The sequence below is a fragment of the Streptomyces showdoensis genome (assembly GCF_039535475.1).
In the GTDB taxonomy this organism is placed as follows: Bacteria; Actinomycetota; Actinomycetes; order Streptomycetales; family Streptomycetaceae; genus Streptomyces; species Streptomyces showdoensis.
The window spans coordinates 4162782-4188321 of the sequence record NZ_BAAAXG010000026.1 but is presented as its reverse complement, the minus strand read 5'-3'; the positions used below and the strand labels follow the sequence as shown (position 1 = coordinate 4188321).

Here is a 25540-nt window from a genome sequence, read left to right as displayed (position 1 = left end):
CGGGCCGATCCGAAGGACACGGCCTAGGCTCCCCGCATGCTGTACGAGGAACCGCCGCTGGATCCGGCGATACGCAAGGTCACGCGCGAGCGCCGGATCGCCCGGGTCCTCGACGTCACGAGCGCGACCGCGTGGACCGACCTGGACGAGCAGATCCGCCGGGCCGTCGGGTGGGGCGCCGTCGAGCGCCCGGAGCACCCGTGGCTCGGCCCCGTCGGGACCGGCGGCTCCTCGGGGTGGCGGGCCCTGCTCGGCCGCACCGCCACCGCCACCACCCCCGACGAGACGCGGCTCGCCCTCGCCCTGTGCGACCCGAGCGGCGTGATCCGGGAGGCCGCGCTCGCGCACGCCGCCGGGCGGCCCGCCGTCCTCCCCCTCGTCGCCGTCCGCGCCACCGACTGGGCCGCCCCGGTACGGGACCGGGCCCGGGCCGTCCTGGCCGACGCCCTGCCGTCGGCGGACGCCGCCACGCTCGCGGCGACCGCTCCCGTGCTCCTCCGGATCCGGGGGCGGCTGCGCGGCGCCGAGGGCGCCGCCCTCCTGGAGGAGCGGCTGCGCACGGCCCCCGCCGAGGTCCTCACCCCGCTGTTCCTGCACCGGGACCGCGCCACCCGGCGGCTCGCCCTGAGGGTCGCCATGGAGCGGGCCCTGTTCGAGCCGCGGGAGCTGGCCCGGATCGCCGCCGCCGACCCCGACCAGGCCGTCCGGTCCTCGGCCGCCACCGCCGCGGTCGCCGCGGACGCCCCGGACGAGACGCTCGGCCCGCTGCTCGGCGCCCGCACCGGCCCGGTCCGGGCGGCCGGGGTCACCGCGCTGCGCCGGGCCGGGCGGCACGCCGAGGCGGAGCCGTTCCTCCACGACCGCTCGGGGACCGTCCGGGCCTGCGCCCGCTGGGTGCTGCGCCAGGGCGGCGCCGACCCCGTCGCGCTCTACCGGGCCGCCTGCGCGGACCCGCAGACCATGCCCGACCGGGCACCCCTGGGCCTGGCGGAGTGCGGCGAGAGGGCCGTCGACCTCCCGGTGCTGTGGGCCCTGACCGGGCACCCGCGCCCGCTGGCGCGGAGCTCGGCCGTCGCGGGCCTGCGCGCCCTGGACGTCGCCGACCTCACCCGCCTCCTGCCGCTCCTCGACGACCCCGCCCCGGGAGTCGTACGGGAGACGGCGAAGGCCCTGGCCCCGTGGGCGGACCGGCTGCCGGAGCGCGAACTCCTCGACCGCACCGGGCCCGGCCGGCCGCCGCACGTCCGGATCCGCGCGCTGCGCCTGCTGCGCGACAACGGCTCGTGGACGTACGCGGAGACCGCCCGGCGGCTCGCCGAGGACCCCGACCCCGTGCTCCGGTACCAGGTCCGCCGCTCGCTCGGCCTGCGGACGTGACGGACCGGACTCCCCCGCCCCGCCTGCCCCGAGGCGTCCGGGAGGAGGATGGGCCCCATGGGGAAAACATATGAACGCATCGACGGGCGGCTCCGGGCCTTCATCGAGGACCAGCCCGTCTTCTTCGTGGCCACCGCGCCCCTCTCGGGCGACGGCCATGTCAACCTCTCGCCCAAGGGGCGCAAGGGGACCCTCGTCGTCCTCGACGAACTGACGCTCGCCTACGTGGACTTCGGGGGCAGCAGCGCCGAGGTCGTGGCGCACCTGCGGGAGCCGGGCAACGGGCGGATCACCCTGATGTGGACCGCGTTCTCCGGGCCGCCGACCGTGGTGCGGGTGCACGGCGGCGGCGAGGTGGTGCTCCGCGACGACCCGCGCTGGGGCGAGCTGTTCGCGCGCTTCCCGGCCGAGGCGGTCGAAGGGCAGGGCAGCGCGCGGGCGATCGTCGTCGTGCACGCGCGGCGGGTCAGCGACGCCTGCGGGTTCGCGGTCCCGCTGATGGAGTACCAGGAGGACCGGCAGCTGCACGCGGAGTACTTCAACCGCAAGACGGACTCCGAGTTCAACGCGTACTGCGAGGGCAAGGAGCACATCGCGAAGAGCCTCGACGGGCTGCCCGCGCTGCCGCTCCCGCTGCCGCCGCTCCCCCGGCCGGGCGCCTAGCGTGGCGGGGCGCGGACCCGGCGCCTAGCGTCGCGCCCATGCGTACCCTTCTCGCGCTCGGCGCCGTCCTGACCGGCCTGGCAGGCCCGCACGCCCCTGCGGTGCCGCTTCCCGAGCGGATGGCGGACACCGGGGGCGGCACCCAGCTGATCACCGCCGAGGCGGCCGGCGTCCGCGCCACCACCGGGACGCTGACCTGGTGGGACCGGCGCGGCGGACGCTGGGTGCGGGCCGGGTCCGCGCCCGCGCGGTTCGGCGCGAACGGGCTCGCCGAGGGGACGGTGCGGCGGCAGGGCACGAACACCACGCCCACCGGGCTCTTCCGGCTGCCCTACGCCTTCGGGACCGAGCGGGCCCCGGCCGGGACGGCGTACCCCTACGTCCGGGTCACCGACCGGTCCTGGTGGTGCCAGGACAACGCCTCACGGGCGTACAACCGCTGGGTGGAGGGGCTGCCCCGGGACTGCCGGGCCGGCGAGGCCGAGCGTCTCGTGTCGTACCGGAGGCAGTACGCGTACGCCCTGGTCATCGGCTTCAACTACGACCGCCCGGTGCGCGGGCGCGGCGCCGGGATCTTCCTGCACGTGAACGGGCGCGGGGCGACGGCCGGCTGCGTCTCCGTGCCGGCGGAGGCGATGCGCCGGGTGCTCGCCTGGGCCGACCCGGCCCGCGGGCCGCACATCGCCGTCGGCACGCGGGGCGGGCCGACGGCGATCACGCGGTACTAGGTCAGCGTTCCTTCTGCGCGAGGCGCAGCAGGTGGTCGGCGAGGGCCTGCCCGCCGACCGGGTCGCGGGAGATGAGCAGCAGGGTGTCGTCGCCCGCGATCGTGCCGAGGATCGCGTGGAGCTCGGCCTGGTCGATGGCCGACGCGAGGAACTGGGCGGCGCCCGGCGGGGTGCGGAGCACCACCAGGTTGGCCGAGGCCTCCGCGGAGATCAGCAGCTCCCCGGAGAGGCGGCGCATCCGCTCCTCCTTGGCGGACTCGCCGAGGGGGGCCTGCGGGGTGCGGAAGCCGCCCTCGCTGGGCACGGCGTAGATCAGTTCGCCGCCGGTGTTGCGGATCTTCACGGCGCCGAGCTCGTCGAGGTCTCGGGAGAGCGTCGCCTGGGTGACGCTCAGTCCGTCGTCCGCGAGGAGCTTGGCGAGCTGGCTCTGCGACCGCACCGGCTGCCGGTTGAGGATGTCGACGATCCTGCGGTGGCGTGCGGTACGGGTCTGCGGAACGGACGGCCCGCCGTGCTCGTTCTCCTGCGCGTCGGTCATCGTCGTCTCATTCTCCGGTTCGTCCTTCCCCGTTCACCACGTCCAGGACACCGGGCAGGGCCCTGAGCAGCGCGTCCACCTCGGCGTCGCCGATGACGAGCGACGGCATGAGCCGTACGACATCGGGGGCGGGCGCGTTCACCAGGAGACCGGCGTCCTGAGCCGCCTGCTGCACCTGCGGCGCGACGGGCTCGGTGAGCACGATACCCAGCAGGAGGCCCGCACCACGGACATGGGAGACCAGCGGGTGGCCGAGGGACTCGATTCCGTCCCTCAGCTTCTCGCCGAGGCGCTTGACCTCGTCGAGCGCCGCGTCGGCCGCGAGGGTGTCGATGACGGCGAGGCCGGCGGCGCAGGCGACCGGGTTCCCGCCGAAGGTGGTGCCGTGGTGGCCGGGCGTGAACAGCTCCGCGGCCGGGCCGAAGGCGACGGTCGCGCCGATCGGGAGGCCGCCGCCGAGGCCCTTGGCCAGGGTGACGACATCGGGGTCGACGCCGTCGTGCGCCTGGTGCTCGAACCAGTGGCCGGTGCGGCCGATGCCGGTCTGGACCTCGTCGAGGACGAGCAGGGTGCCGGTGGCGCGGGTGATCTCGCGAGCGGCCCTGAGGTAGCCGGCGGGCGGGACGACGACGCCGTTCTCGCCCTGGATCGGCTCGATGATGACGAAGGCCGTCTCCTCGGTGACGGCCGCGCGCAGCGCCTCGACGTCCCCGTACGGCACGTGGGTGACCTCGCCGGGCAGCGGCAGGAAGGGGGTCTGCTTGCCGGGCTGGCCGGTGAGGGCGAGCGAGCCCATGGTGCGGCCGTGGAAGCCGCCGGAGGTGGCGACCATGTGCGGGCGGCCGGTGAGCCGGCCCAGCTTGAACGCGCCCTCGTTGGCCTCGGCCCCCGAGTTGCAGAAGAAGACCTTGCCGGGGCGGCCGAAGAGCTGGAGCAGCCGCTCGGCGAGGGCGACCGGGGGCTCGGCGACGAAGAGGTTGGAGACGTGGCCGAGGGAGGAGATCTGCCGGGTCACGGCCTCGACGACGGCCGGGTGGCCGTGGCCGAGGGCGTTGACGGCGATGCCTCCGACGAAGTCGAGGTACTCGGTGCCGTCGGCGTCCCAGACCCGGGCGCCCTCGCCGCGGACGAGCGGCAGCCGGGGCGTGCCGTAGTTGTCCATGAGCGCGTGCTGCCAGCGCCGGGTCAGGCCGTCGTTCGTCAGGTCAGCGGTCGTCGTGGCCGCGTTCGTCAGGTCCGCGGTCGTCGTGTCCGCGTGCGTCGTGTCCGTCACGTCGTTTCCCCCGTCGTAGCGTCCGGCACGACCATCGTGCCGATTCCCTCGTCCGTGAAGATCTCCAGCAGGATCGAGTGCTGGACCCGGCCGTCGATCACGCGGGCCGTGGTGACCCCGTTGCGTACGGCGTGCAGACAGCCCTCCATCTTGGGGGCCATCCCGCTGGAGAGCTCGGGCAGCAGCTTCTCCAGCTGGCTCGCGGTGAGCCGGCTGATGACCTCGTCGCTGTGCGGCCAGTCCTCGTAGAGGCCTTCGACGTCGGTCAGGACCATCAGCGTTTCGGCGCCCAGCGCCGCAGCGAGTGCCGCAGCCGCCGTATCAGCATTGACGTTGTAGACATGGTCGTCGTCCTGGGAGCGGGCGATGGAGGAGACGACCGGGATGCGGCCGTCGTTCAGGAGTGCCTGGATGGCGCCGGTGTCGATGGCGGTGATCTCGCCGACCCGGCCGATGTCGATCCGCTCGCCCTCGATGGTGGGCCGGTGCTTGGTGGCGGTGATGGTGCGGGCGTCCTCGCCGGTGAGGCCGACGGCGAGCGGGCCGTGCTGGTTGAGCAGGCCGACGAGCTCGCGCTGGACCTGTCCGGCGAGGACCATCCGGACGACGTCCATCGCCTCGGGGGTGGTGACCCGCAGGCCGGCCTTGAACTCGCTGACGAGTCCGGCCTGGTCGAGGGCGGCGCTGATCTGGGGGCCGCCGCCGTGCACGACGACCGGCTTGAGGCCGGCCTGGCGCAGGAAGACGACGTCCTGGGCGAAGGCGGCCTTGAGCTCGTCGTCGATCATGGCGTTGCCGCCGAACTTGATGACGACGGTCTTGCCGTGGTGGCGGGTGAGCCAGGGCAGCGCCTCGATGAGGGTCTGCGCCTTGGGCAGCGCGGTGTGCCTGCGGGTGGGGGTGTCGGCGGCGTCGGTCATGAGGAGTACGCGCTGTTCTCGTGGACGTAGTCGGCGGTGAGGTCGTTGGCCCAGATGACGGCGGACTCGGACCCGGCGGCGAGGTCGGCGGTGATGACGACCTCCCGGTAGCGCATGTCGACGAGCTCGCGGTCCTCGCCGACGGAGCCGTTGCGGCAGACCCAGACGCCGTTGATGGCGACGTTGAGCTCGTCGGGCTCGAAGGCGGCGGAGGTGGTGCCGATGGCGGAGAGCACCCGGCCCCAGTTGGGGTCCTCGCCGTGGATGGCGCACTTGAGGAGGTTGTTGCGGGCGATGGACCGGCCGACCTCGACGGCGTCGTCCTCGGTGGCCGCGTTGATCACCTCGATCCGGATGTCCTTGCTGGCGCCCTCGGCGTCGCCGATCAGCTGGCGGGCGAGGTCGTCGCAGACCTCCCGTACGGCCTCGGCGAAGGCGTCCTGCGCGGGGGTGACCCCGGCGGCCCCGGAGGCGAGCAGGAGCACGGTGTCGTTGGTGGACATGCAGCCGTCGGAGTCGACCCGGTCGAAGGTGAGCCGGGTGGCCTGGCGCAGGGCCGCGTCCAGGCCCTGGGCGTCGACGTCGGCGTCGGTGGTGAGGACGACGAGCATGGTGGCGAGGCCGGGGGCGAGCATGCCGGCGCCCTTGGCCATGCCGCCGACGGTCCAGCCGTCCCTGGCCGCCACGGCGGTCTTGTGGACGGTGTCGGTGGTCTTGATGGCGATGGCGGCCTTCTCGCCGCCGTGCCCGGAGAGCTCGGCGGCGGCCTTCTCGACGCCCGGGAGCAGCTTGTCCATGGGGAGCAGGACGCCGATGAGGCCGGTGGAGGCGACGGCGACCTCGCCGGCGCCGATGCCGAGGACCTCCGCGGCCTTCTCGGCGGTGGCGTGGGTGTCCTGGAAGCCCTGGGGGCCGGTGCAGGCGTTGGCGCCGCCGGAGTTGAGGACGACGGCGGTCAGCTCGCCGTCGGCGAGGACCTGCTGGGACCAGAGGACGGGGGCGGCCTTGACGCGGTTGGAGGTGAAGACTCCCGCGGCGGCGCGGCGCGGCCCGGTGTTGACCACGAGGGCCAGGTCCGGATTGCCGTTCTGCTTGATCCCGGCCGCGATGCCCGCGGCCGTGAATCCGTTCGCTGCGGTGACGCTCACGGAGCGACTCCAATCGTGGAAAGTCCGGTCTCCTCGGGGAACCCGAGGGCGATGTTCATGCTCTGCACCGCGCCGCCGGCGGTGCCCTTGGTGAGGTTGTCGATGGCGCTGATGGCGATGATCCGGTTCGCGGCCGGGTCGTGGGCGACCTGGATCTGAACGGCGTTCGAACCGTAGACGGACGCGGTGGCCGGCCACTGCCCCTCGGGGAGCAGATGGACGAAGGGCTCGTCCGCGAAGGCCTTCTCGTACGCGGCGCGCAGGGCCTCGGCGGTGACGCCGGGCCGGGCCGTGGCCGAGCAGGTGGCGAGGATGCCGCGGGGCATCGGCGCGAGGGTGGGCGTGAAGGAGACGGTGACCCGCTCCCCCGCCGGTCCGCTGAGGTTCTGGATCATCTCGGGGGTGTGCCGGTGGCCGCCGCCGACGCCGTACGGGGACATGTTGCCCATGACCTCGGAGCCGAGGAGGTGCGGCTTGGCGGCCTTGCCGGCGCCGGAGGTGCCGGAGGCGGCGACGACGACGGCCTCCGGCTCGGCGAGTCCGTCCGCGTACGCGGGGAAGAGCGCGAGCGAGACGGCGGTGGGGTAGCAACCGGGCACCGCGATGCGCTTGGACCCCTCCAGCGCGGCGCGGGCACCCGGCAGTTCGGGAAGGCCGTAGGGCCAGGTGCCGGCGTGCGGGGAGCCGTAGAACGCCTCCCAGTCGGCCGGGTCCCGCAGCCGGAAGTCGGCACCCATGTCGACCACGAGGGTGTCCGGCCCGAGCTGCTCGGCGACGGCGGCGGACTGCCCGTGGGGCAGCGCGAGGAACACGACGTCGTGCCCGGCGAGCACCTCGGCGCTCGTCTCGGCGAGCACCCGGTCGGCCAGCGGCAGCAGATGCGGCTGCAGCCCGCCGAGCCGCTGGCCGGCGTTGGAGTGCCCGGTCAGGGCCCCGATCTCGACCTCGGGGTGCGCGAGGAGAAGCCGCAGGAGCTCCCCGCCCGCGTATCCGCTCGCGCCTGCGACCGCTGCTCGTACCGTCATGGAAACCCTCCTCATGGATGGCATGACTATACGCAGAGCCGCAGTTTTATGCAAAGCCCTCAGGGGGGTGCCCCGCAAGGCGGGCGGCGCCACCCGACTCCGTACGAGCCGAGTGGCGCCGCAGTCCGCCTCAGGCCCCCACGTACGCCGCCAGGTGTTCGCCCGTGACCGTGGAGCGGGTGGCGACCAGGCGGGCGGGGGTGCCCTCGAAGACGATGGTGCCGCCGTCGTGGCCGGCGCCCGGGCCGAGGTCGATGATCCAGTCGGCGTGGGCCATGACCGCCTGGTGGTGCTCGACGACGATCACCGACTTGCCCGAGTCGACCAGGCGGTCGAGCAGGCCGAGGAGCTGCTCGACGTCGGCCAGGTGCAGGCCGGCGGTCGGCTCGTCGAGGACGTACACACCGCCCTTGTCCGCCATGTGCGTCGCCAGCTTGAGGCGCTGCCGCTCGCCGCCGGAGAGCGTGGTCAGCGGCTGGCCCAGGGTGAGGTAGCCGAGGCCGACGTCGGCGAGGCGTTCCAGGATCTTGTGGGCGGCCGGGGGTGCGGGCCTCGCCGGCGCCGAAGAACCGCTCCGCCTCGCTGACCGGCATCGCGAGCACCTCGCTGATGTCCCGGCCGCCGAGGCGGTACTCGAGCACCGAGGCGTCGAACCGCTTGCCCTCACAGTCCTCGCAGGTCGTGGCGACGCCCGCCATCATCCCCAGGTCCGTGTAGATGACCCCGGCGCCGTTGCAGGTCGGACAGGCGCCCTCGGAGTTGGCGCTGAACAGCGCCGGCTTGACGTCGTTGGCCTTCGCGAAGGCCTTGCGGATCGGGTCGAGCAGCCCGGTGTACGTCGCCGGGTTGGAGCGCCGGGAGCCTCGGATCGCACCCTGGTCGACCGAGACGACCCCCTCGGAGGCGGGGATCGAGCCGTGCACGAGCGAGCTCTTCCCGGAACCCGCCACGCCCGTCACGACGGTGAGCACCCCGAGCGGGACGTCGACGTCCACGCCCTTCAGGTTGTGCGTCCGGGCGCCCCGGATCTCCAGCGCCCCGGTGGGCTCGCGCACCGCGTCCTTCAGGGAGGCCCGGTCGCCGAGGTGGCGGCCCGTGACCGTGCCGCTCTTGCGCAGCCCGGCGACCGTGCCCTCGAAGCAGACCGCGCCGCCCGCCGTGCCGGCGCCCGGTCCGAGGTCGACCACGTGGTCGGCGATCTCGATGACCTCCGGCTTGTGCTCGACGACCAGCACCGTGTTGCCCTTGTCGCGCAGCCGCAGCAGCAGGTCGTTCATGCGCTGGATGTCGTGCGGGTGCAGGCCCGTGGTCGGCTCGTCGAAGACGTACGTGACGTCGGTGAGCGAGGAGCCGAGGTGCCGGATCATCTTGACCCGCTGCGCCTCGCCGCCCGACAGCGTGCCCGAGGGCCGGTCCAGCGCGAGATAGCCCAGACCGATCTCGACGAAGGAGTCCAGGGTCTGCTGGAGCGCGGTGAGCAGCGGCGCCACCGACGGCTCCTCGATGCCGCGCACCCACTCGGCCAGGTCGCTGATCTGCATCGCGCAGGCGTCGGCGATGCTGATCCGCCCGATCTTCGACGCCCGGGCCTCCGCGCTGAGCCGGGTGCCCTCGCACTCCGGGCAGGCGGTGAAGGTGACCGCCCGGTCCACGAACTCCCGGATGTGCGGCTGCATGCCCTCCTTGTCCTTGGCGAGCATCGACTTCTGGATCCGCGGGACCAGACCCTCGTAGGTCATGTTGATGCCCGCGATCTTCATCCGGACCGGCTCGTGGTGCAGGAAGTCCTGCAGCTCCTTCTTCGTGAAGCGGCCGATCGGCTTGTCGGAGGGGAAGAAGCCGGACTCGCTGTAGAGGCGGTAGTTCCAGCCGCCCGCCTTGTAGCCGGGGATCGTCAGCGCGCCCTCGTCGAGGGACTTCGCGGCGTCGTAGAGCTGGCCGAGGTCGAGATCGGTGACGCTGCCCCGGCCCTCGCAGCGCGTGCACATGCCGCCGGTGCGCTGGAAGGTCGCCTTCACCGTCTTCTTGTCGCCGCGCTCGACGGTGATCGCGCCGCTCGCCCGGACCGAGGGGACGTTGAAGGCGTACGCGCCGGGCGGGCCGATGTGCGGATCGCCGAGGCGGCTGAAGAGGATGCGCAGCATCGCGTTGGCGTCGGTGGCGGTGCCGACCGTGGAGCGCGGGTCGGCGCCCATCCGCTGCTGGTCGACGGTGATCGCGGTGGTCAGCCCGTCGAGCACGTCGACCTCGGGCCGGGCGAGCGTCGGCATGAAGCCCTGCACGAAGGCGCTGTACGTCTCGTTGATCAGCCGCTGCGACTCCGCGGCGATCGTGTCGAACACCAGCGAGCTCTTGCCCGACCCGGAGACCCCGGTGAAGACGGTGAGGCGGCGCTTGGGGATCTCGATGCTGACGTCCTTGAGGTTGTTCTCGCGGGCTCCGAGCACCCGGATCACCTCGTGGCTGTCGGCGGCGTGCGGCACGCTGGCCTTGCTCATCGTCTCGTCTCTCCTCGGGCTCTGGCGGACGGGCCGGCGCCCGCGGCGGGGGCCGGAACCCCCGCCCGCGGGCGCGCGCCCCGGCGGTCGGGCGGGCGGTCTTCCGCTACTGCTTGCGCGGCTGGTTGAAGCGGAGCATGTTGCCGGCCGGGTCGCGGAAGGCGCAGTCCCGTACACCGTACGGCTGATCGACCGGCTCCTGGAGGACTTCGCCGCCGGCCGCGCGGATCCGCTCGAAGGTGGCGTCGACGTCGTCGGTGGAGAAGATCACGCCCCGCAGCATCCCCTTGGCGAGCAGCTCGGACATGGCCTGGCGGTCGGCCGCCGAGGCGTTCGGGTCGGCGAGCGGCGGTTCGAGGACGATCTCGACGTCCGGCTGGTCGGGCGACCCGACGGTCACCCACCGCATGCCCTCGAACCCGACGTCGTTGCGGACCTCCAGGCCGAGGACGTCACGGTAGAAGGCGAGCGCCTTGTCGTGGTCGTCGACGGCGATGAAGCACTGGGAGAGGTTGATGCTGTTCATGCCTCCGAAGCTACGAGGCCGCGGAGGATTCCGCTTCTCCGATCCTGACCGGTTGCCCGGCGGGGGCTTCGGGGGCGGCGAGCGGGTCGCCGGGGGCGCCGTCCGGCCGCCCGTTCTTCAGCGGCCGCGTCACCACCTTGGCGACGCACGCCGGGATCGGGGCCCCCGCCTCGTGGCTGCGGGCCCGGTAGGCGCTCGGGCTCTCCCCGACGAGCTCGGTGAAGCGGGTGCTGAACGACCCCAGCGACGTACAGCCGACGGCGAAGCAGACCTCCGTCACGCTCAGGTCGCCCCGGCGCAGCAGCGCCTTGGCCCGCTCGACGCGGCGGGTCATGAGGTAGTTGTACGGGGTCTCCCCGTAGGCGGCGCGGAAGCTGCGGGAGAAGTGCCCGGCGGACATGAGCGCGACCCGTGCGAGCGCCGGGACGTCCAGGGGCTGCGCGTAGTCGCGGTCCATGGCGTCCTTGGCCCGGCGCAGGCGGACGAGGTCCTCCAGGTTCATGCCCACCAGGATCCCACGCGGCCCCCGCACGCGGGGCCGACTGTCACATCCTCCCCGGCCGGGGCGTCAACGCACTGACGGACCGGCCCCGACGAGGAGCGATGCCCCATGCACGACGACACGTACCTGACCGCGCAGTTCGACGCCCATCACGAGCGGTTGCGGGCGGTGGCCCGGCGGATGCTCGGCGGCTCCCGCGAGACCGAGGAGGCGCTCGCGCAGGCCCGGGCCGGGCTGGCCGGCGGGGCCGGGATCCGGGAGTGGCTGGTGGCCTCGGTGGGGCGGACGTGCGTACGGCGGCTCCAGGGGCGTGCGACGGGGCAGGAGGCGGCCGCCGCCCCCGCCGGTGGGACCGAGCCGGGCCCGTCGGCGGCTCCCGACGGCGTGGACGCGGTGTGGCTCGCGTTCCTGGTGGTCCTGGACGCGCTGGGCCCCGGCGAGCGGCTCGCGTACGTCCTGCACGACCTGTTCGGGCTGCCCCTCGACGACACCGCGCGGATCACCGGGACCGCGCCCGAGGAGGCCGGCCGGCTCGCGAGGGCGGCGCGGCGGCGGGTGCGGGGCGCCCCGGCGGGCGGGGACCCGGCGCGGCAGCGGGCCGTGGTGGGGCTCTTCCTGGCCGCCGCCCGCGCCCGCGACCCGCGCGCCCTCGCGGCGGTGCTCGACCCGGACGTGGTCGCCTTCTCGGAGCACGGCCCGCTGCACGGCGCTCCCGCCGTGGCCGAGGGCGCGGCCGCGTTCGCCCGCCCGGGCCGGGCGACGAGACCGGCACTGGTCGACGGTGCGACCGGGGTGGTGGCCTTCGCCGGCGGGCGCCCGGTCGCGGCGATGGCGTTCACGCTGCGCGGCGACCGGATCACTGCCCTGGACATCACGGCGGGGGAGGACCGGGTGCGGGGGCTGGAGCTGGTGTTCCCGGACGCGTGAGGCGGGGAGGGGACAGGAGCGGGGCCTCGGCAGGACCGCGGGCAGGAGCGGGTCCCCGGGCTGGACCGCAGTCGGGAGCGAGGCCCTGGACAGGGCAAGGCCACGGGCGGGAGCGAGGCCCTGGACAGGGCAAGGCCACGGGCGGGAGCGAGGCCCTGGACAGGGCAAGGCCACGGGCGGGAGCGAGGCCCTGGACGAAACCAGGCCGCGGGCGGGAGCGAGGCATCACATCGCTGCCACGTGCCAGAGCCGCACACGCCCGGGCCGACCACCCGAAATCCGCGGGTCCCCCGGAAATCCGCGGGTCCCCCGAAATCCTCCGGTCCCTCGAAATCTACGGCTCCCCCGAAATCCGCCGGTCCCCCGAAATCTACGGGTCCCCCGAAATCCGGATGCGGCCCCCACCCCCTCCCCCCTACCCTGGACCCATGTCTACGCCCCGAATTTCCTAGCTCCAGGACCCGCTTCCACGCCACCCGTGTGTCCTTCAGCTTGTTCGGAGCGTTCTCTCATGATCACCCTTCGTGGTGCCGACGTGCGCGTCGGCGCCCGTCTCCTCCTGTCCGGCATCTCCTTCCACATCGCTCCCGGCGACCGGATCGGCCTGGTCGGCCGTAACGGCGCGGGCAAGACCACCCTCCTCGACACCCTCGCCGGGCTGCGCGCCCCGGCCGCCGGAAGCGTCCTGCGGACCGGCGCCGTCGGGTACCTGGCCCAGGACTCGCGGGCCGCCGACCCGGCGGTCTCCGTCACCGACCGGATCCTGTCCGCGCGGGGCATGGACGAGGCGGTCCGCCGGCTCCGCGCCGCCGCGGACCGGCTCGGCGAGCGGGCCGACGAGCGGGCGATGGACGCGTACGCGCGGGCCGAGTCCGCGTTCGAGGCCTGCGGCGGGTACGCGGCCGAGGCCGAGGCGGCACGGGTCGCCGCCGGCGTCGGGCTGACCGCGGACCTGATGGGCCGCCCGGTCGGTACGTTGTCCGGAGGCCAGAAGCGCCGGGTCGAGCTGGCCAGGATCCTCTTCGCCGGGCACGGCCGCGAGGGCACCCTGCTGCTCGACGAGCCGACCAACCACCTCGACGCCGACTCGGTCGGCTGGCTGCGCGGCTTCCTCGCCGCGCACCAGGGCGGCCTGGTCCTCATCAGTCACGACCTCGACCTGATCGCCGCCACCGTGAACCGGGTCTTCCACCTCGACCCGCAGCGGGCGACGGTCGACGTCCACAACACCGGCTGGGCCGCGTACCTCGCGCAGCGGGACGCCGACGAACGGCGCCGGACCCGGGAGCGCGCGAACACCGAGCGGAAGGCGGCCGCGCTGCACGCCCAGGCGGACCGGATGAAGGCCCGCTCGGCGACGGCGGTCACCGCCCGCAGCATGGCGCGCCGCGCCGACCGGATGCTCGACGGCCTGGAGGAGGTCCGGCGTACGGACCAGGTGGCGCGGATCCGGCTGCCCGAGCCCGCGCCCTGCGGCCGCACCCCGCTGGGCGCGGTGGCGCTGGGCAAGGGCTACGGGGGCGGGCGCCCGGTCCTCGCCGGGGTGGACCTGGCGGTGGACCGGGGCTCCCGGCTGGTCGTGCTGGGGCTCAACGGCGCCGGCAAGACGACGCTGCTGCGCCTCCTCGCGGGCGTCGAGACCCCGGACTCGGGGCGGGTCGTGCACGGGCACGGGCTGCGTCTCGGCTACTTCGCGCAGGAGCACGAGACGCTCGATCCGGCCCGTACCGTCCGCGCGAACCTGGCCGCGGCCGCCCCGCACCTCACCGACGGCGAGGTGCGGCGGGTGCTGGGCGCGTTCCTGTTCCGGGGCGACGACGCCGACAAGCCGGCCGGGGTCCTCTCGGGCGGCGAGAAGACGCGGCTCGCGCTGGCCGGTCTCGTCCACTCGGGGGCGAACGTCCTGCTGCTCGACGAGCCGACGAACAACCTGGACCCGGCCTCGCGCGACGAGGTGCTGGCCGCGGTCGGCACGTATCCGGGCGCGATCGTGATGGTCACGCACGACGTGGGCGCGATCGACGCGCTGCGCCCGGAGCGGGTCCTCGTGCTGCCGGACGCGCAGGAGGACCTGTGGAACGAGGGCCACCGGGAGCTGGTGTCCCTGGCGTAGCTACCGCTTCACGGCCCTGAGCACCACGAACTTCGGGTTGCCGGCGACGAGTTCGCTGTTGCCGAAGATCCGGCGCAGGGTGACGTGGTAGCCGAGGTGCCGGTTGCCGACGACCCACAGTTCGCCGCCGGGCCGCAGGGCCCGGCGGGCCTCGGCGAACATGCGGCGGGCGGTGCGGTCCGTCGTCGCCTGGTGGCTGTGGAACGGCGGGTTGTTGAGCACGAGGTCGACCGAGCCGGGCTCGACGTCGGCCAGGCCGTCGCCGACCGCGAACTCGGCGGTGCGGGCGTCCCCGACGTGCGTGCGGAAGTTCTCCTCGGCGGAGGCGACGGCCTGGTACGACTCGTCGGTGAAGACCAGCTCGGCCTCGGGCTCGGCGAGCGCGACGGCGAGCCCGACGACGCCGTTGCCGCAGCCGAGGTCGACCACGCGGGAGCGCCCGAGGCCGCGGGGCAGGTGCTGGAGGAGGAAGCGGGTGCCGATGTCGAGTCGGTCGGCGCAGAAGACGCCGGCCTGGTTGACGACCGTGCGCCCGGCGAGCCCGGCGGGGGCGTCGGCGGGCAGCGCGTAGCGGAGCGGCCAGGGGTTCGCGGGCCGCCCCTCCCCCGCCGCCGGCGTGGTGTGGATGAGCCGCGCCTTCTTCACCGCGAGGGAGGTCCGGGTCGGCCCGAGGATCCGCTCGAAGAGCGTCAGCGTGGACGTGTGCACCTCCTTCACCATGCCGGCGCCGACCACGACGGTCCCCTCGTGCACGGCGGGGGCGAGCCGGTGGAGCTGGTCCTCCAGGAGCGCGAGGCTCTTGGGCACCCGGACGAGCAGCACGTCGATCCGCTCGGGCGGCGGGTCCTGGGTGGTGAGCAGCCGGACCGCGCCGGGGGCGGCGCCCGCCCGGGCGAGGTTGTCGTCGGTGGCCCGGCGGCCGAGGTACGAGTCGGAGATCTGCACGAGGTCACCGGCCCCGGCGGCGGTGAGCGCGGTGACGAGGGCGCCCCAGCGGTCCCCGACGACGGCGACGGTGCCGGAGAGGTCGGTGCCGTTCTCCGCGAGGTGGGCGAGCAGGTACTCGTCGGCGGCGTCCCAGGCGCGCAGGGGGTCGCGCGGGTCCGAAGGGAAGCGGGTGAGGGGGAAGTCGCCCCAGGACGTGATCAAACGGTTCATCGTGCGCCCAGGCTAGCCGGTCGGACGGCGCGGTCCGACGGACGACGGACGGGAGCGGGGGGTGTGGAGGGGGTCGCGTTCAGGACGTGAAGCGTGATGTGTGGCGCGGAACGAGAACGTTCCACTCACCCGCCACCAGATCCGCGCCGTAAATCATGCAGTCCGGAACGCGACCCCCTCCACACCCCCCGCGCCACTCTCTCCCCCTACGCCGCGCCCCCACGCCCCCCACGTCACCCACGTCACCCACGTCACCCACGTCACCCCACGGCGGCAGCCAACTGGAGGTGCCACAGCCCGGGCCGCCCGGTCAGGGTGACGGTGGACAACGGCCGGACGTCGACGTTCCAGTACGTGGCGGGCGGCGCGTTCAACGCGTAGACGAGGGCGGCCCGTACCACCGCGGGCTCCGCCACGGCGACGATGGCCCCGTCGTCGGCGGGCCGGGTGTCGAGCCACCCACCCACGCGGGTGATGAACGAGAGAAGCGTTTCTCCCCCGTGCGGCGCGCTCCGCGGGTCGCGGAGCCAGGCGTCGACGGCGCCCGGTTCGAGCGCGGCCACCTCGGCCAGGGTGAGCCCCCGCCAGCGCCCCATGTCGCAGTCGCGCAGGGCGGGCTGGACCAGCGGGGCGTAGCCGAGGGCGGTGCCGGTGGCACGGCTCCGGGGCGTCGGGGAGCAGTAGCGCAGCTCCGCCGCGCCGAGCGGAATCAGCCGTGGCGCGGCGAGCTGCACCTCGTACCAGCCGGCCTCGTCGAGCGGCCGGTCGTCGTCGAAGCGTTCGGCGAGCAGGGAGGAGCTGCGTGCCGCCGCGACGAGCGTGACCCGAAGACCCATGGCGGCGATCGTGAGGCCGAGGGCCCCGCAGGTCAAGGGGTTGATTCGAGGCCCGGGAAGGGGCCGCGCTCACTGCTGTCCGAGTGCCATCCACTTGTCCGGATTCTGAAGTGGCGTGAAACCGACCTTCTCGTACACGCCGTGGGCGTCGGCCGTGGCGAGCAGGATCCGGCGCAGCCCGTACGGCTCCAGGGCGTCGCGGACGGCGGTCACGAGCGCGGTGCCGAGCCCGGTGCCGCGGGCCGGGCGGTCGACGTAGACGTCGCAGAGCCAGGCGAAGGTGGCGTAGTCGGTGACGACCCGGGCGTAGGCGCCCATCTCGCCCGTCGCGCGGTGGTAGGCGCCGTAGTTGAGCGAGCCGGCGATGGCGAGGTCCTGCTTCTCCCGAGGTCGGCCGAGTGCCCAGTACGCGTCGGTGGAGAGCCAGTGGTGGACGCGGGCCGCGTCGATCCGGGCGGGGTCGGCTGAGATCTCGTACGCCCCGTGCATGAGGATGCCGGACGCGGTCGTGGTGTCGCTCATGGGCGAAGGCTGACAGCCCGGCCGTCCCTTGTCAGGCGAATTTGCCGGGGGCGAGGTCAGGCCCGTGCCCGCGTCCCGCCCCCGCCCGGCGGTCAGCCGAGGAGCCCGTCCACGGCGGTCCGCAGCCGCCGCACGCCCTCGACGATCTCCGTGGGGCCCGCGACACCCGCGAAACTCAGCCGGATGTGGCCGGCGGGCGGCTCGGCGCAGAAGTAGGGCCGTCCGGGCGCGACGGCGACGCCGTGGCGCAGCGCCGCGGAGACGAGGGCGGCTTCGGGAAGGGTGTCGGGCAGGCGGAGCCAGAGCTGGTAGCCGCCGGAGGGGACGTGCGGCAGGACGAGTTCGGGCAGTTGGTGGGCGACGGCGCCGGCCATGGTGTCGCGGCGGCTCTTCAGCTCGGCGGCGAGGGCGCGCACATGGCGGCTCCAAGCCGGGGAGCCGACGAGTTCGAGGGCGGTCTCCTGGAGGGGGCGGGGGACGAAGAAGCTGTCGACGACCTGGATGGCGCGCAGCCGCTCCAGGACCGGGCCGCGGGCGGCCAGGGCGCCCACCCGCAGGCTCGGGGAGGTCGGCTTGGTCAGCGAGCAGACGTGCACGACGACGCCGTCGGGGTCGTCGGCGGCGAGCGGGGCGGGCAGCGGCGCGGAGTCCTCGTGGACGAGCCGTCGGGCGAAGTCGTCCTCGACGACGAAGGCGCCGGCCGCGCGGGCGATCCGGACGACGGCGGCGCTCCGTTCGGCGCCGAGCGAGGCGCCGGTGGGGTTCTGGAAGAGCGGCTGGCAGACGAAGACGCGGGCGCCGGTGGCGCGGAAGGCGGCTTCGAGCAGCTCGGGCCGGACGCCGTCGGCGTCGGTGGGGACGGGGACGGGGCGCAGTCCGGCGGCGCGGGCGATGGCGAGCATGCCCGGGTAGGTGGGCGACTCGACGAGGACGGGGGTGCCGGGCGGGGCGAGGGCGCGCAGGGCGGTGGTGAGGGCGGGCTGGCCGCCGGCGGTGATGAGGACCTCGGCGGCGGTGACGCCGCCGCCGATCGCGCGGGCGAACCATTCGCGGAGTTCGGGCAGGCCGTCGGTGGGCGGCCGGCCCCAGGCGCCGGGTCGGCGGCCGGCCCGGGCGAGGGCGGCGGCGAGGGCCCGCTCGGGCTGGAGGGAGGGGTGGAGGTAGCCGCCGTTGAACTCGATGACGCCGGGCTGGGGCGCGGAGAGGGTGACGAGGACGCCGGAGGCGTCGACGGCCCGGGGGACGAGTTCGGTGGCGGTGTCGGCGCTGAGGGCGAGCTGCTGCCAGGAGGTGTCGCCGACGACGGGGGCGGCGGCGCGCGGCTCGGCCCGGTAGGCGCCGGCGCCGGGCCGGGTGACGACCAGGCCCTCGGCGGCGAGCTGGGCGAGGGCCCGGGTGACGGTGACCGGGGAGACGCGGTAGCGCTCGACGAGGACCCGACTCGACGGCAACTTCTCTCCCACTGAGTAGCGGTTGAGCTCTTCCCTCAGGGATTTCGCCAGTTCGGCGACACTGCTACTCTCATTCATGAGAGCACAGAATAGCGCTACCAAGCCGATGACGATAGCGGTCCCGCAGGCCCCGGCCGGCGGCCGCGCCACGTCCCCCGTCACGGTCACGCCCCCCGACCCCGCCGCGGCCCCCGCCGCCCGTCGCGGGACCCTCCTGGCCGCTCTCGGCGTGGTCGCGTTCTCGCTGACCTTCCCCTCCACCGTCTGGGGCCTGGAGAGCTTCGGCCCCTGGTCGCTGGTGGCCGTGCGTTCGGTGCTGGCCGCGGTGATCGCCGGCGCCTTCCTGCTCGTGGGCCGGGTGCCGCTGCCCGAGCGCCGCCACTGGGCCGGACTCGCGGTGGTCGCGGGCGGCGTGGTCATCGGCTTCCCGCTGCTGACGACGCTGGCGCTCCGGACCTCCACCACCTCGCACGCCGCCGTGGTGGTCGGACTGCTGCCGCTGACCACCGCGACCTTCGCCGCGATCCGTACCGGCCGGCGCCCGTCCCGCACGTTCTGGATCGCGGCCGTCGCCGGCGCCGTGGTGGTGCTGGTGTTCACGCTCCAGCAGAGCGGCGGGGCGCTCTCCCAGGGCGACCTCTACCTCTTCGGCGCCCTGCTCGTCTGCGCCGCCGGATACACCGAGGGCGGCCGCCTGGCGCGCCTGATGCCGGGCTGGCAGGTCATCGGCTGGGCGCTGGTGCTCTGCCTGCCGCTGACGGTGGCGGGTTCGGCCGTGGCGCTGGCCCACGAGCCGGTGCACCTGACCGCCCACGGCGTCGCGGGCCTGCTCTGGGTGGCCGCCGGGTCCACCTTCTTCGGCCTCTACGTCTGGTACCGGGGCATGGCCGCGATCGGCATCCCGCGCGCCAGCCAGCTCCAGCTCGCCCAGCCGCTGCTCACCCTCTTCTGGTCGGTGACGGTGCTCGGCGAGGAGCTGTCGCCGGCCGCCCCGGTCGCCGCGGGCGCGGTGCTGGTCTGCATCGCGGTGACCCAGCGGGCGAGGAGCTGACCCGCGGGCGACGTCCCGCGCGACGCCGGAGGGTGACCGGGGTCACAATGGCAGACGGAGGCAGACGTAGACTCCGAGTAGGACAAGCCCGGCCGCGAGGAGGTCACCCCGATGCGTGCGAGCGTGGGCGACAAGCTGCTGGTGCACGGCCGGACCGTCGGTCAGCACGACCGTACGGCCGAGGTCGTCCAGGTACTGGGGGAGAACGGCACTCCCCCGTACCGCGTCAAGTACGAGGACGACGGTCACGAGTCCCTGATGTCACCGGGCCCCGACACCGTCGTCCGTCACCACCCGGAGATGGGGACCGGCTGAGGAACGCGCCGCGTCACGCCCCGTCCGAACGGCGCGGGGCGTCGTCGGCGAGCACGGCGGTGAGCGCCCCGAGGGGGTCCTCGGCGACCTCCGCCGCCGCGAAGTAGCAGTGCCCGCCGACTCCTGAGTGTTCCCGGGCCAGCCGGACGTGCCGGACGAGCTCCTGCGGGTCCTGCCAGGCGGCCGGCTGCGCGGGGTCGCCGACCTTGTAGAGCGCCTCGCCGAGGTAGAGCCGTACGCCGGTGTCCCGGACCACGGCGTCCCACCAGGGCACCAGCTTCGCGTAGTCGGCGGGGCCGTAGCCGATGTTCCAGTAGAGCTGCGGGACCAGGTAGTCGACCCAGCGTTCCCGGACCCACGTGCGGCTGTCCGCGTGGTGGTCGTCGTAGCTGGCGACGGCACGGGTGTCGGAGCCGAGCGGGTCCACGGAGGCGTTGCGCCAGACGCCGAAGGGGCTGATGCCGAAGGCGACGTGGGGCTTGAGCTGCTTGATCCGGGCGGAGGTCTCGGAGACGAGCAGGTCGACGTTGTTCCGCCGCCAGGCCGCCCGGTCGGTGAACCCGGCCCCGTACCTGCGGAAGCTCTCGTCGTCGGGGAAGGCCTGCCCTCCCGCGGGAGCCGGGTAGAAGTAGTCGTCCCAGTGGAGCGCGTCGACGTCGTAGCGGCGGACGGCGTCGAGCATGGCGTCCTGGACGTGCCGGCGGACGTCGGGCCGGCCCGGGTCGTAGTAGAGCTTGCCGCCGTGGGTCAGCGCCCAGTCGGGGTGGAGCCGCACCGGATGGCTCGGGGCGAGCCGGGTCCGGTCGGCATGGGTGGCGACCCGGTACGGGTTGCACCAGGCGTGCAGCTCCAGGCCGCGGGCGTGCGCCTCCGTCACGGCCGTGCCGAGCGGGTCCCAGCCGGGATCGCCGCCCTGGACCCCGGTGAGCCACTCCGACCACGGCTCGTACGGGGAGGGCCACAGGGCGTCGGCGGTGGGCCGGACCTGGAGCATCACCGCGGTCATCCGGCGCTCCGCCGCGAGGTCGAGCAGGGCGATCAGCTCGGCGCGCTGCGCGGCGGCGGTCAGGCCGGTCCGTGAGGGGAAGTCACGGCCGAAGACCGTGCTGATCCACATGCCCCGGAAGCCGGCGGCCCGGGACCGCCCGCCGCTCCGGCCGCTTCCGGCCGACCGCGCGCCGGGCGCCGCCACGGGCGGGGCCCCGGGCTCCGCGGCCGCCCTGGCCGCCCCTTCCGCACCGGCGGCCCCGGCGGACCCCCCGTCACCTGCCGCGAACGCGCCCAGCGCCGCCCCCGCCACGAACCTTCTTCTGCCGATCAGCGGCATTTGTCACCCCTCGCTATCGGATACGTCACAGCCCATCGGAGCGCATGCCCGGCTCAGAACGATCGATCATCGGCTCCGTCGGGAGTAACGTCGTGGAGTCGAGGCGGACACTCCGGAATCACACGGGCCCGCCGCCAGGAAAGAGCGAAAGGCACGAGGTGACGGACTCCATGGCCGACATTGAGCGCGTCGGAGTGGTGGGCTGCGGCCAGATGGGCGCGGGCATCGCGGAGGTGTGTGCCCGCAGCGGCCTCGAGGTGATGGTCGCCGAGACCACCGGCGAGGCGCTGGAGATCGGCCGCACCCGGCTCTACAACTCGCTGTCGAAGGCCGCCGAACGCGGCAAGATCAGCGAGGAGGAGCGCGACGCCACGCTGGCGCGGCTCAGCTTCACCACCGACCTGGGCGAGTTCGCCGACCGCGACCTCGTGATCGAGGCGGTCGTGGAGAACGAGCAGGTCAAGACCGAGATCTTCAAGGTGCTCGACCAGGTGGTGACCCGGCCGGACGCCATCCTGGCCTCCAACACCTCCTCCATCCCGCTGGTGAAGCTGGCCGTGGCGACCTCCCGCCCGGACCAGGTCGTCGGCATCCACTTCTTCAACCCGGCGCCGGTGCAGAAGCTGGTCGAGCTGATCCCCGCCCTCACCACCTCCGAGGGCACGATCAGCCGCGCGCAGCTGTTCGCCGAGAAGACCCTGGGCAAGCACGCGATCCGTGCGCAGGACCGCTCGGGCTTCGTGGTGAACGCCCTGCTCGTGCCGTACCTGCTCTCGGCGATCCGGATGTTCGAGTCGGGCATCGCGAGCCGCGAGGACATCGACAACGGCATGGAGTTCGGCTGCGCCCACCCGATGGGCCCGCTGAAGCTCTCCGACCTGATCGGCCTGGACACGATCGTCTCGATCGCCGACTCGATGTACACCGAGTACAAGGAGCCGCTGTACGCGGCCCCGCCGCTGCTCCAGCGGATGGTGGACGCGGGCCGCCTCGGCCGCAAGACGGGCTCGGGCTTCTACCCGTACTCCTGACCCCCGCCGCACACCCGCGCGGCCGCTCGGCCCGCGCACCCGGACGGCCCGTACACCGCACAGGTACGGGCCGTCCGGCGTTCGGCGGGCATGCTTCAGCCGAGCCGCAGGTGCCACAGCATGAGCAGCCCGGCGGCCATGTTGGCGGCCGGGACCTCGCCCCTGGCGATCATGTCGGGGACGAGTTTGAGCGGGACCCATTCGACCCGCGAGGACTCGAAGGCGTCCTGCGGCGGCCCGGTCCAGGTGGCCTCGTCCGACCAGTAGAGGTGGTGGCGGGCGTCGGTGAGGCCGTTGGACGGCTCCACGGTGAGGAGCGGGCGCAGCGGTCCCGGGCGCCAGCCGGTCTCCTCCTCCATCTCGCGGGCGGCCGCCGCCTCGGTGGCCTCGCCGTCCTCGACGACGCCGGCGGCCAGCTCCCAGCCCCAGCTGTCGGTGATGAAGCGGTGGCGCCAGAGCAGCAGGACCTCGTCGGCGTCGTTGACGGCGGTCGCGACGGCGACGGGGCGGAGCCGGATCAGATAGTGGTCGAGGTGGCGGCCGTCGGGGAGTTCGACGTCCGCGAGGTTCACCCGGAACCAGCGGTTCTCATAGACGGACTGTTCACTTACTTTCGTCCACTGCACGTTTCTGCCACCTTCCGACTGGTCGGTGATTACTTGGTGGCAATATCGCAGCAGGGGCCGGGTCGCAAGGCCAAGCTCACCGCGGCACGGCAGGGCTCACAGAGGCACGCGCAGCGCACCGTCGATCAGCTCGGCGGCCTCCCGGGCATCCCCTCCCCCACTGGCCAGCAGATGCTCACGCACCGCACGGAGCCGGTCCCGCAGCCGCTGCGACTCCATCCCGCGGGCCCGCTCGGTCATCTCCACCGCCGTGCGCGCCGCCCGCTCCGTCTCGCCCTGCCGCAGCTCGATCTGGCACAGCATCGCGAGCCGGTGCACCCGCCCCCGGTCGTGCGCGGGGGTCTCGACGGCCGCCGCCGCGTGCTCATGGGCCGCCGTCAGGTCCCCCAGGCTGAGCAGGGCCTCCGCGACCTGCACGTTGACGAGCCCCGGCTGGACGTAACCGGTCTCGGCCGGCTCGGCCCCCGGGCTGATCCGCGCCGCCTCCGCCTCGGCCCGCCGGATGCAGGCGAGCGCCGCCGACCCGTCGCCGAGGTGCGCGTACGCCTTCGCCTGCATCGCCGTCAGATCGGCGGCCAGCGCGGGCGTGATCTCCCGCCCGACCGAGCGCAGCGCCGCCTCGGCGAAGGCCACCGCCTGCCGGTACTCCCCCATGAACAGCGACTGGTTGACCAGCAGCGCGATCACATAGGCGCCGAACCCCCGGTCGCCGCTCGCCTTCGCGAGCCGCAGCGCCTGGTGGAAGTAACGCTGGGCGAGCCCCTGCACGTCGGAGTCGTACGCGCAGATCCCGGCCACCGCCACCAGCCCGCCGGCGGCCCGGTGCAGCCGGCGCCCGAGCGAGTCGCTGTAGGCGCCGCGCAGCAGCGGCGCGGTCTCGGCGCTGAGGAAGCCGACGACGCGGGCGCGGGTCGCCATGCCGCCGGCCTTGCGGTACATCTGCTCGTAGTGCGCCCGGGCCGCGCTCAGCATCTGCACGTCGGCGACGGAGACGCGGGTCCGGCCGTCGCGGGAGACGTCCATGTCCTCCGGCGGGTTCTCCCACTCCCAGACCGGCATCACCGCCGGGGTGCCGGTCACCGCCTGGGCACCCAGGACGTGCGGGCGCTGCTGCTCGTCGCAGCGCCACAGGGCGGTGGCCCGCTCGACGAATCCGGAGAGCGGGCAGCCGGCCGCGGGCATTCCGGCGCCCGGCACGCCGAGGCCGATGTCGTCGAGGGTGACGGCCCGGTGCAGCCGGCCCGCGAGCACCTCACAGATCAGGTCGGGCACCTGGCCGCGCGGGCGCTGCCCCTTCAGCCAGCGGGCCACGGCGGTGTGCTCGTAGCGCAGGGCGAGGCCGCGGGCCCGGCCCGCCTGGTTCACCCGCGAGGCGAGACCGGTGTGGGACATCCCCGCCTCGTCGAGCAGGGAGTCGAGCAGGGTGTTGGGCTGGAGGCGGGGCTGGGGATCGGGCTGGGGGTGGGGCTGCATCGGACCGCTCCGGTGGATCGGGGGCGCTTTCACACGGGGTGTGAACGAAGTACTCGTTCTTCCGGTCCGTACGCACTGTCACCGATACGTCCGGACCGCTTGACTGAACTCCCTCGCCGCAGGGCGAGGCCCGGGCCGCCGGCTCCCCCTCGAACAGTGCGGCTGCCCGGACCGCGCCGTCCGCGCTGTTGATCTGCCCGACACTCCGTGGCAGCGCGGGCGGCGTCGGCCCCCAGGCCCTCCCCACTAGTGGGGGGAGGGCTCGGGCCGGGTACGGCGCAGCCCGGGTTCGGCGGGCTGCGCCGGTACCCGCACCCGGTCGTTGCGTACGACGAGCAGGGCGACGTCGTCGGCGAGCCGTCCGCCCGTGTGGCGCAGCAGCGCGGTGTGCACCCGGCGGACGAGCGCGGCCGGCGCCTCGCCCGCCGCACCCGCGAGGGCGGCCTCCAGTGCGAAGAACCGGCCCCGGTGGTCGCGGGCCTCCTCCGCGCCGTCCGTGTGGAGGACCAGGGTCTCGCCGGGGCGCAGCCGGGTCGCGCGGTACGGCACCAGCTCGGCCGGCAGCGGGAAGGCGCCGAGCGGGGGCAGCGGCTCGCCGACGGGGACGGCCTCGACGCGGTGGCCGAGCCGGTACGGGCCGGGGTGGCCGCAGTCGAGCACGTACACCAGGCCGTCGGCGCGGATCTCCAGGAGCAGCAGCGTCACGAACTCCTCGGCCGCGGGATGTTCCGGGGCCCGACCGGACCGGGCCGGGTGCTCCTCCCGGGCCCGCTCGCACAGGTGCCGGCCGAGCGCCCGGTCCAGGCGCCTCAGCACGCCCGCCAGTTCGGGCTCGTCGTGGGCGGCCTCGCGGAAGCTGCCCAGCACGGCGACCACCGCTCCGAGCGCGGCGAGCCCGTGCCCCCGCACGTCGCCGATGACGATGCGCACCCCGTACGGGGTGGCCGCGGCCTCGTACAGGTCGCCGCCGACGACCGCGCCCCGGGACGCGGAGAGCTGGCCGGCGGCGACCGAGAGTCCGTCGAGGCGGGCCGGCGGCGGGCGGAGCAGCACCTGCTGGGTGGCGTCGGCGACGGCCCGCACCCGGGTCAGCTCCCGCTTGAGGCCGCGCCGGGCGCCGAGCACCAGGCCGGTCCCGACGGTGAAGAAGAGGAGGCTGCTCGCGACCCGCATCGGGACCCCGGGCTGCCGCGCCAGCGGACACCCCAGCTTCCAGGCGACGGCGACGAGCCCCCACACGACCGGAGCCGCCAGCGGAGCCATCCGCCGTATCCGGGAGCCTTCGGCAACCAGTGCCCTGTCACGGAACATCCACGGCCCTTCCCGAGGCCCGCCAGCGCCCGAAGACCCTGCGGCACACAGGCCCGCCCCTGTGACCGCGTCGATTCTCGCGGGGATGGGGGACACGCGGGAACATCCGCCGGGGATCTCACCCGAAGGAGTGAGTGCCGCCGTACGGGAGTACGGCGGGGGGGCCACGAGGAAGGGGGCCTCGCCCCGGGCGATCGCCCG

Annotated in this window: 23 protein-coding genes and 1 pseudogene; 8 read left to right on the top strand and 16 right to left on the bottom strand. The window is 74.2% G+C overall.

The features are described 5' to 3' along the window. Positions 1 to 36: 36 nt before the first annotated feature. From ABD981_RS32205 to ABD981_RS32195, 3 genes are read left to right on the top strand one after another with little or no spacing between them, the layout of a single operon-like run. Complete coding sequence (locus ABD981_RS32205; RefSeq protein WP_123955088.1) at positions 37 to 1377, top strand: hypothetical protein; 1341 nt, start codon at positions 37 to 39, stop codon at positions 1375 to 1377. Between the two features lie 57 nt (positions 1378 to 1434). Beyond that, positions 1435 to 2040, top strand: a complete 606-nt coding sequence (locus ABD981_RS32200; RefSeq protein ID WP_046911237.1) for a pyridoxamine 5'-phosphate oxidase family protein — start codon at positions 1435 to 1437, stop codon at positions 2038 to 2040. Between the two features lie 38 nt (positions 2041 to 2078). Then, entirely contained in the window at positions 2079 to 2768 is a 690-nt protein-coding gene (locus ABD981_RS32195) for a L,D-transpeptidase family protein (RefSeq protein ID WP_046911236.1), read from the top strand. A 1-nt stretch (position 2769) separates the two neighbouring features. Here ABD981_RS32195 and ABD981_RS32190 read toward each other — a convergent pair whose 3' ends face one another. The 8 genes and pseudogenes from ABD981_RS32190 to ABD981_RS32155 all read right to left on the bottom strand — a co-directional run bounded on the left by ABD981_RS32190 (position 2770) and on the right by ABD981_RS32155 (position 11198). Beyond that, positions 2770 to 3306 carry an arginine repressor gene (locus ABD981_RS32190; RefSeq protein ID WP_046911235.1) on the bottom strand — a complete coding sequence of 179 codons (537 nt, stop codon included), beginning with the start codon at positions 3304 to 3306 and terminating at the stop codon, positions 2770 to 2772. Between the two features lie 7 nt (positions 3307 to 3313). Further along, positions 3314 to 4510 (bottom strand): acetylornithine transaminase, encoded by a 1197-nt coding sequence (locus ABD981_RS32185; protein ID WP_046911254.1) that lies wholly within the window; start codon positions 4508 to 4510, stop codon positions 3314 to 3316. 65 nt (positions 4511 to 4575) lie between these two features. After that, the gene (gene argB / locus ABD981_RS32180) at positions 4576 to 5499 is read right to left on the bottom strand and encodes an acetylglutamate kinase (protein ID WP_046911234.1); all 924 of its coding nucleotides are present in this window, start codon (positions 5497 to 5499) and stop codon (positions 4576 to 4578) included. Then, entirely contained in the window at positions 5496 to 6647 is a 1152-nt protein-coding gene (gene argJ, locus ABD981_RS32175) for a bifunctional glutamate N-acetyltransferase/amino-acid acetyltransferase ArgJ (protein WP_046911233.1), read from the bottom strand. Before argJ ends, argB begins: the two co-directional genes overlap by 4 nt. Further along, entirely contained in the window at positions 6644 to 7672 is a 1029-nt protein-coding gene (gene argC, locus ABD981_RS32170) for an N-acetyl-gamma-glutamyl-phosphate reductase (RefSeq protein ID WP_046911232.1), read from the bottom strand. The genes argJ and argC overlap by 4 nt, the downstream gene beginning before the upstream one ends. Positions 7673 to 7802: 130 nt before the next feature. Beyond that, a pseudogene (locus tag ABD981_RS32165) lies at positions 7803 to 10170 on the bottom strand (ATP-binding cassette domain-containing protein). A gap of 106 nt (positions 10171 to 10276) precedes the next feature. Continuing rightward, a complete protein-coding gene (locus tag ABD981_RS32160) occupies positions 10277 to 10696 on the bottom strand; it encodes a VOC family protein (protein ID WP_046911230.1) in 420 nt (139 codons plus the stop codon). Between the two features lie 10 nt (positions 10697 to 10706). Continuing rightward, complete coding sequence (locus tag ABD981_RS32155; RefSeq protein ID WP_046911229.1) at positions 10707 to 11198, bottom strand: helix-turn-helix transcriptional regulator; 492 nt, start codon at positions 11196 to 11198, stop codon at positions 10707 to 10709. Between the two features lie 108 nt (positions 11199 to 11306). Here ABD981_RS32155 and ABD981_RS32150 point away from each other — a divergent pair, with 108 nt between their 5' ends. Both ABD981_RS32150 and ABD981_RS32145 read left to right on the top strand, forming a co-directional pair. Next, positions 11307 to 12125: a sigma-70 family RNA polymerase sigma factor family protein gene (locus ABD981_RS32150; RefSeq protein ID WP_046911228.1), complete on the top strand. Its 819-nt coding sequence runs from the start codon at positions 11307 to 11309 to the stop codon at positions 12123 to 12125. 511 nt (positions 12126 to 12636) lie between these two features. Continuing rightward, on the top strand, positions 12637 to 14238 hold the full coding sequence (locus ABD981_RS32145) for an ABC-F family ATP-binding cassette domain-containing protein (RefSeq protein WP_046911227.1): 1602 nt from the start codon (positions 12637 to 12639) through the stop codon (positions 14236 to 14238). Here ABD981_RS32145 and ABD981_RS32140 read toward each other — a convergent pair whose 3' ends face one another. The 4 genes from ABD981_RS32140 to ABD981_RS32125 form a co-directional block, all read right to left on the bottom strand. Beyond that, complete coding sequence (locus ABD981_RS32140) at positions 14239 to 15396, bottom strand: methyltransferase (RefSeq protein WP_205628294.1); 1158 nt, start codon at positions 15394 to 15396, stop codon at positions 14239 to 14241. It lies immediately after the preceding gene. 260 nt (positions 15397 to 15656) lie between these two features. Continuing rightward, positions 15657 to 16232 carry a histidine phosphatase family protein gene (locus ABD981_RS32135; protein WP_046911253.1) on the bottom strand — a complete coding sequence of 192 codons (576 nt, stop codon included), beginning with the start codon at positions 16230 to 16232 and terminating at the stop codon, positions 15657 to 15659. Positions 16233 to 16301: 69 nt separating this feature from the next. Then, positions 16302 to 16754, bottom strand: coding sequence for a GNAT family N-acetyltransferase (locus ABD981_RS32130; RefSeq protein WP_046911225.1), 453 nt, complete (start codon positions 16752 to 16754; stop codon positions 16302 to 16304). Positions 16755 to 16846: 92 nt separating this feature from the next. Then, positions 16847 to 18283: an aminotransferase-like domain-containing protein gene (locus ABD981_RS32125; protein WP_046911224.1), complete on the bottom strand. Its 1437-nt coding sequence runs from the start codon at positions 18281 to 18283 to the stop codon at positions 16847 to 16849. Here ABD981_RS32125 and ABD981_RS32120 point away from each other — a divergent pair. Both ABD981_RS32120 and ABD981_RS32115 read left to right on the top strand, forming a co-directional pair. Further along, the gene (locus tag ABD981_RS32120; protein WP_046911223.1) at positions 18282 to 19256 is read left to right on the top strand and encodes a DMT family transporter; all 975 of its coding nucleotides are present in this window, start codon (positions 18282 to 18284) and stop codon (positions 19254 to 19256) included. The genes ABD981_RS32125 and ABD981_RS32120 overlap by 2 nt on opposite strands. Before the next feature lie 111 nt (positions 19257 to 19367). Next, entirely contained in the window at positions 19368 to 19571 is a 204-nt protein-coding gene (locus ABD981_RS32115) for a DUF1918 domain-containing protein (protein ID WP_046911222.1), read from the top strand. Positions 19572 to 19584: 13 nt separating this feature from the next. On the opposite strand, the gene ABD981_RS32110 is transcribed toward ABD981_RS32115, so the two are convergent. After that, positions 19585 to 20898: a glycoside hydrolase family 10-like protein gene (locus ABD981_RS32110; RefSeq protein WP_046911221.1), complete on the bottom strand. Its 1314-nt coding sequence runs from the start codon at positions 20896 to 20898 to the stop codon at positions 19585 to 19587. A gap of 170 nt (positions 20899 to 21068) precedes the next feature. On the opposite strand from ABD981_RS32110, the gene ABD981_RS32105 reads away from it, so the two are divergent. Next, a complete protein-coding gene (locus ABD981_RS32105) occupies positions 21069 to 21929 on the top strand; it encodes a 3-hydroxybutyryl-CoA dehydrogenase (RefSeq protein WP_046911220.1) in 861 nt (286 codons plus the stop codon). 95 nt (positions 21930 to 22024) lie between these two features. Here the strand turns inward: ABD981_RS32105 and ABD981_RS32100 are convergent, their stop codons facing one another. The 3 genes from ABD981_RS32100 to ABD981_RS32090 all read right to left on the bottom strand — a co-directional run bounded on the left by ABD981_RS32100 (position 22025) and on the right by ABD981_RS32090 (position 25291). Beyond that, a complete protein-coding gene (locus tag ABD981_RS32100) occupies positions 22025 to 22555 on the bottom strand; it encodes an NUDIX domain-containing protein (RefSeq protein ID WP_046911219.1) in 531 nt (176 codons plus the stop codon). A 96-nt stretch (positions 22556 to 22651) separates the two neighbouring features. Then, entirely contained in the window at positions 22652 to 24028 is a 1377-nt protein-coding gene (locus ABD981_RS32095) for an NsdA family TPR-like regulatory protein (protein WP_046911218.1), read from the bottom strand. Positions 24029 to 24274: 246 nt separating this feature from the next. Next, complete coding sequence (locus ABD981_RS32090; RefSeq protein WP_240495441.1) at positions 24275 to 25291, bottom strand: PP2C family protein-serine/threonine phosphatase; 1017 nt, start codon at positions 25289 to 25291, stop codon at positions 24275 to 24277. Positions 25292 to 25540 lie beyond the last annotated feature (249 nt).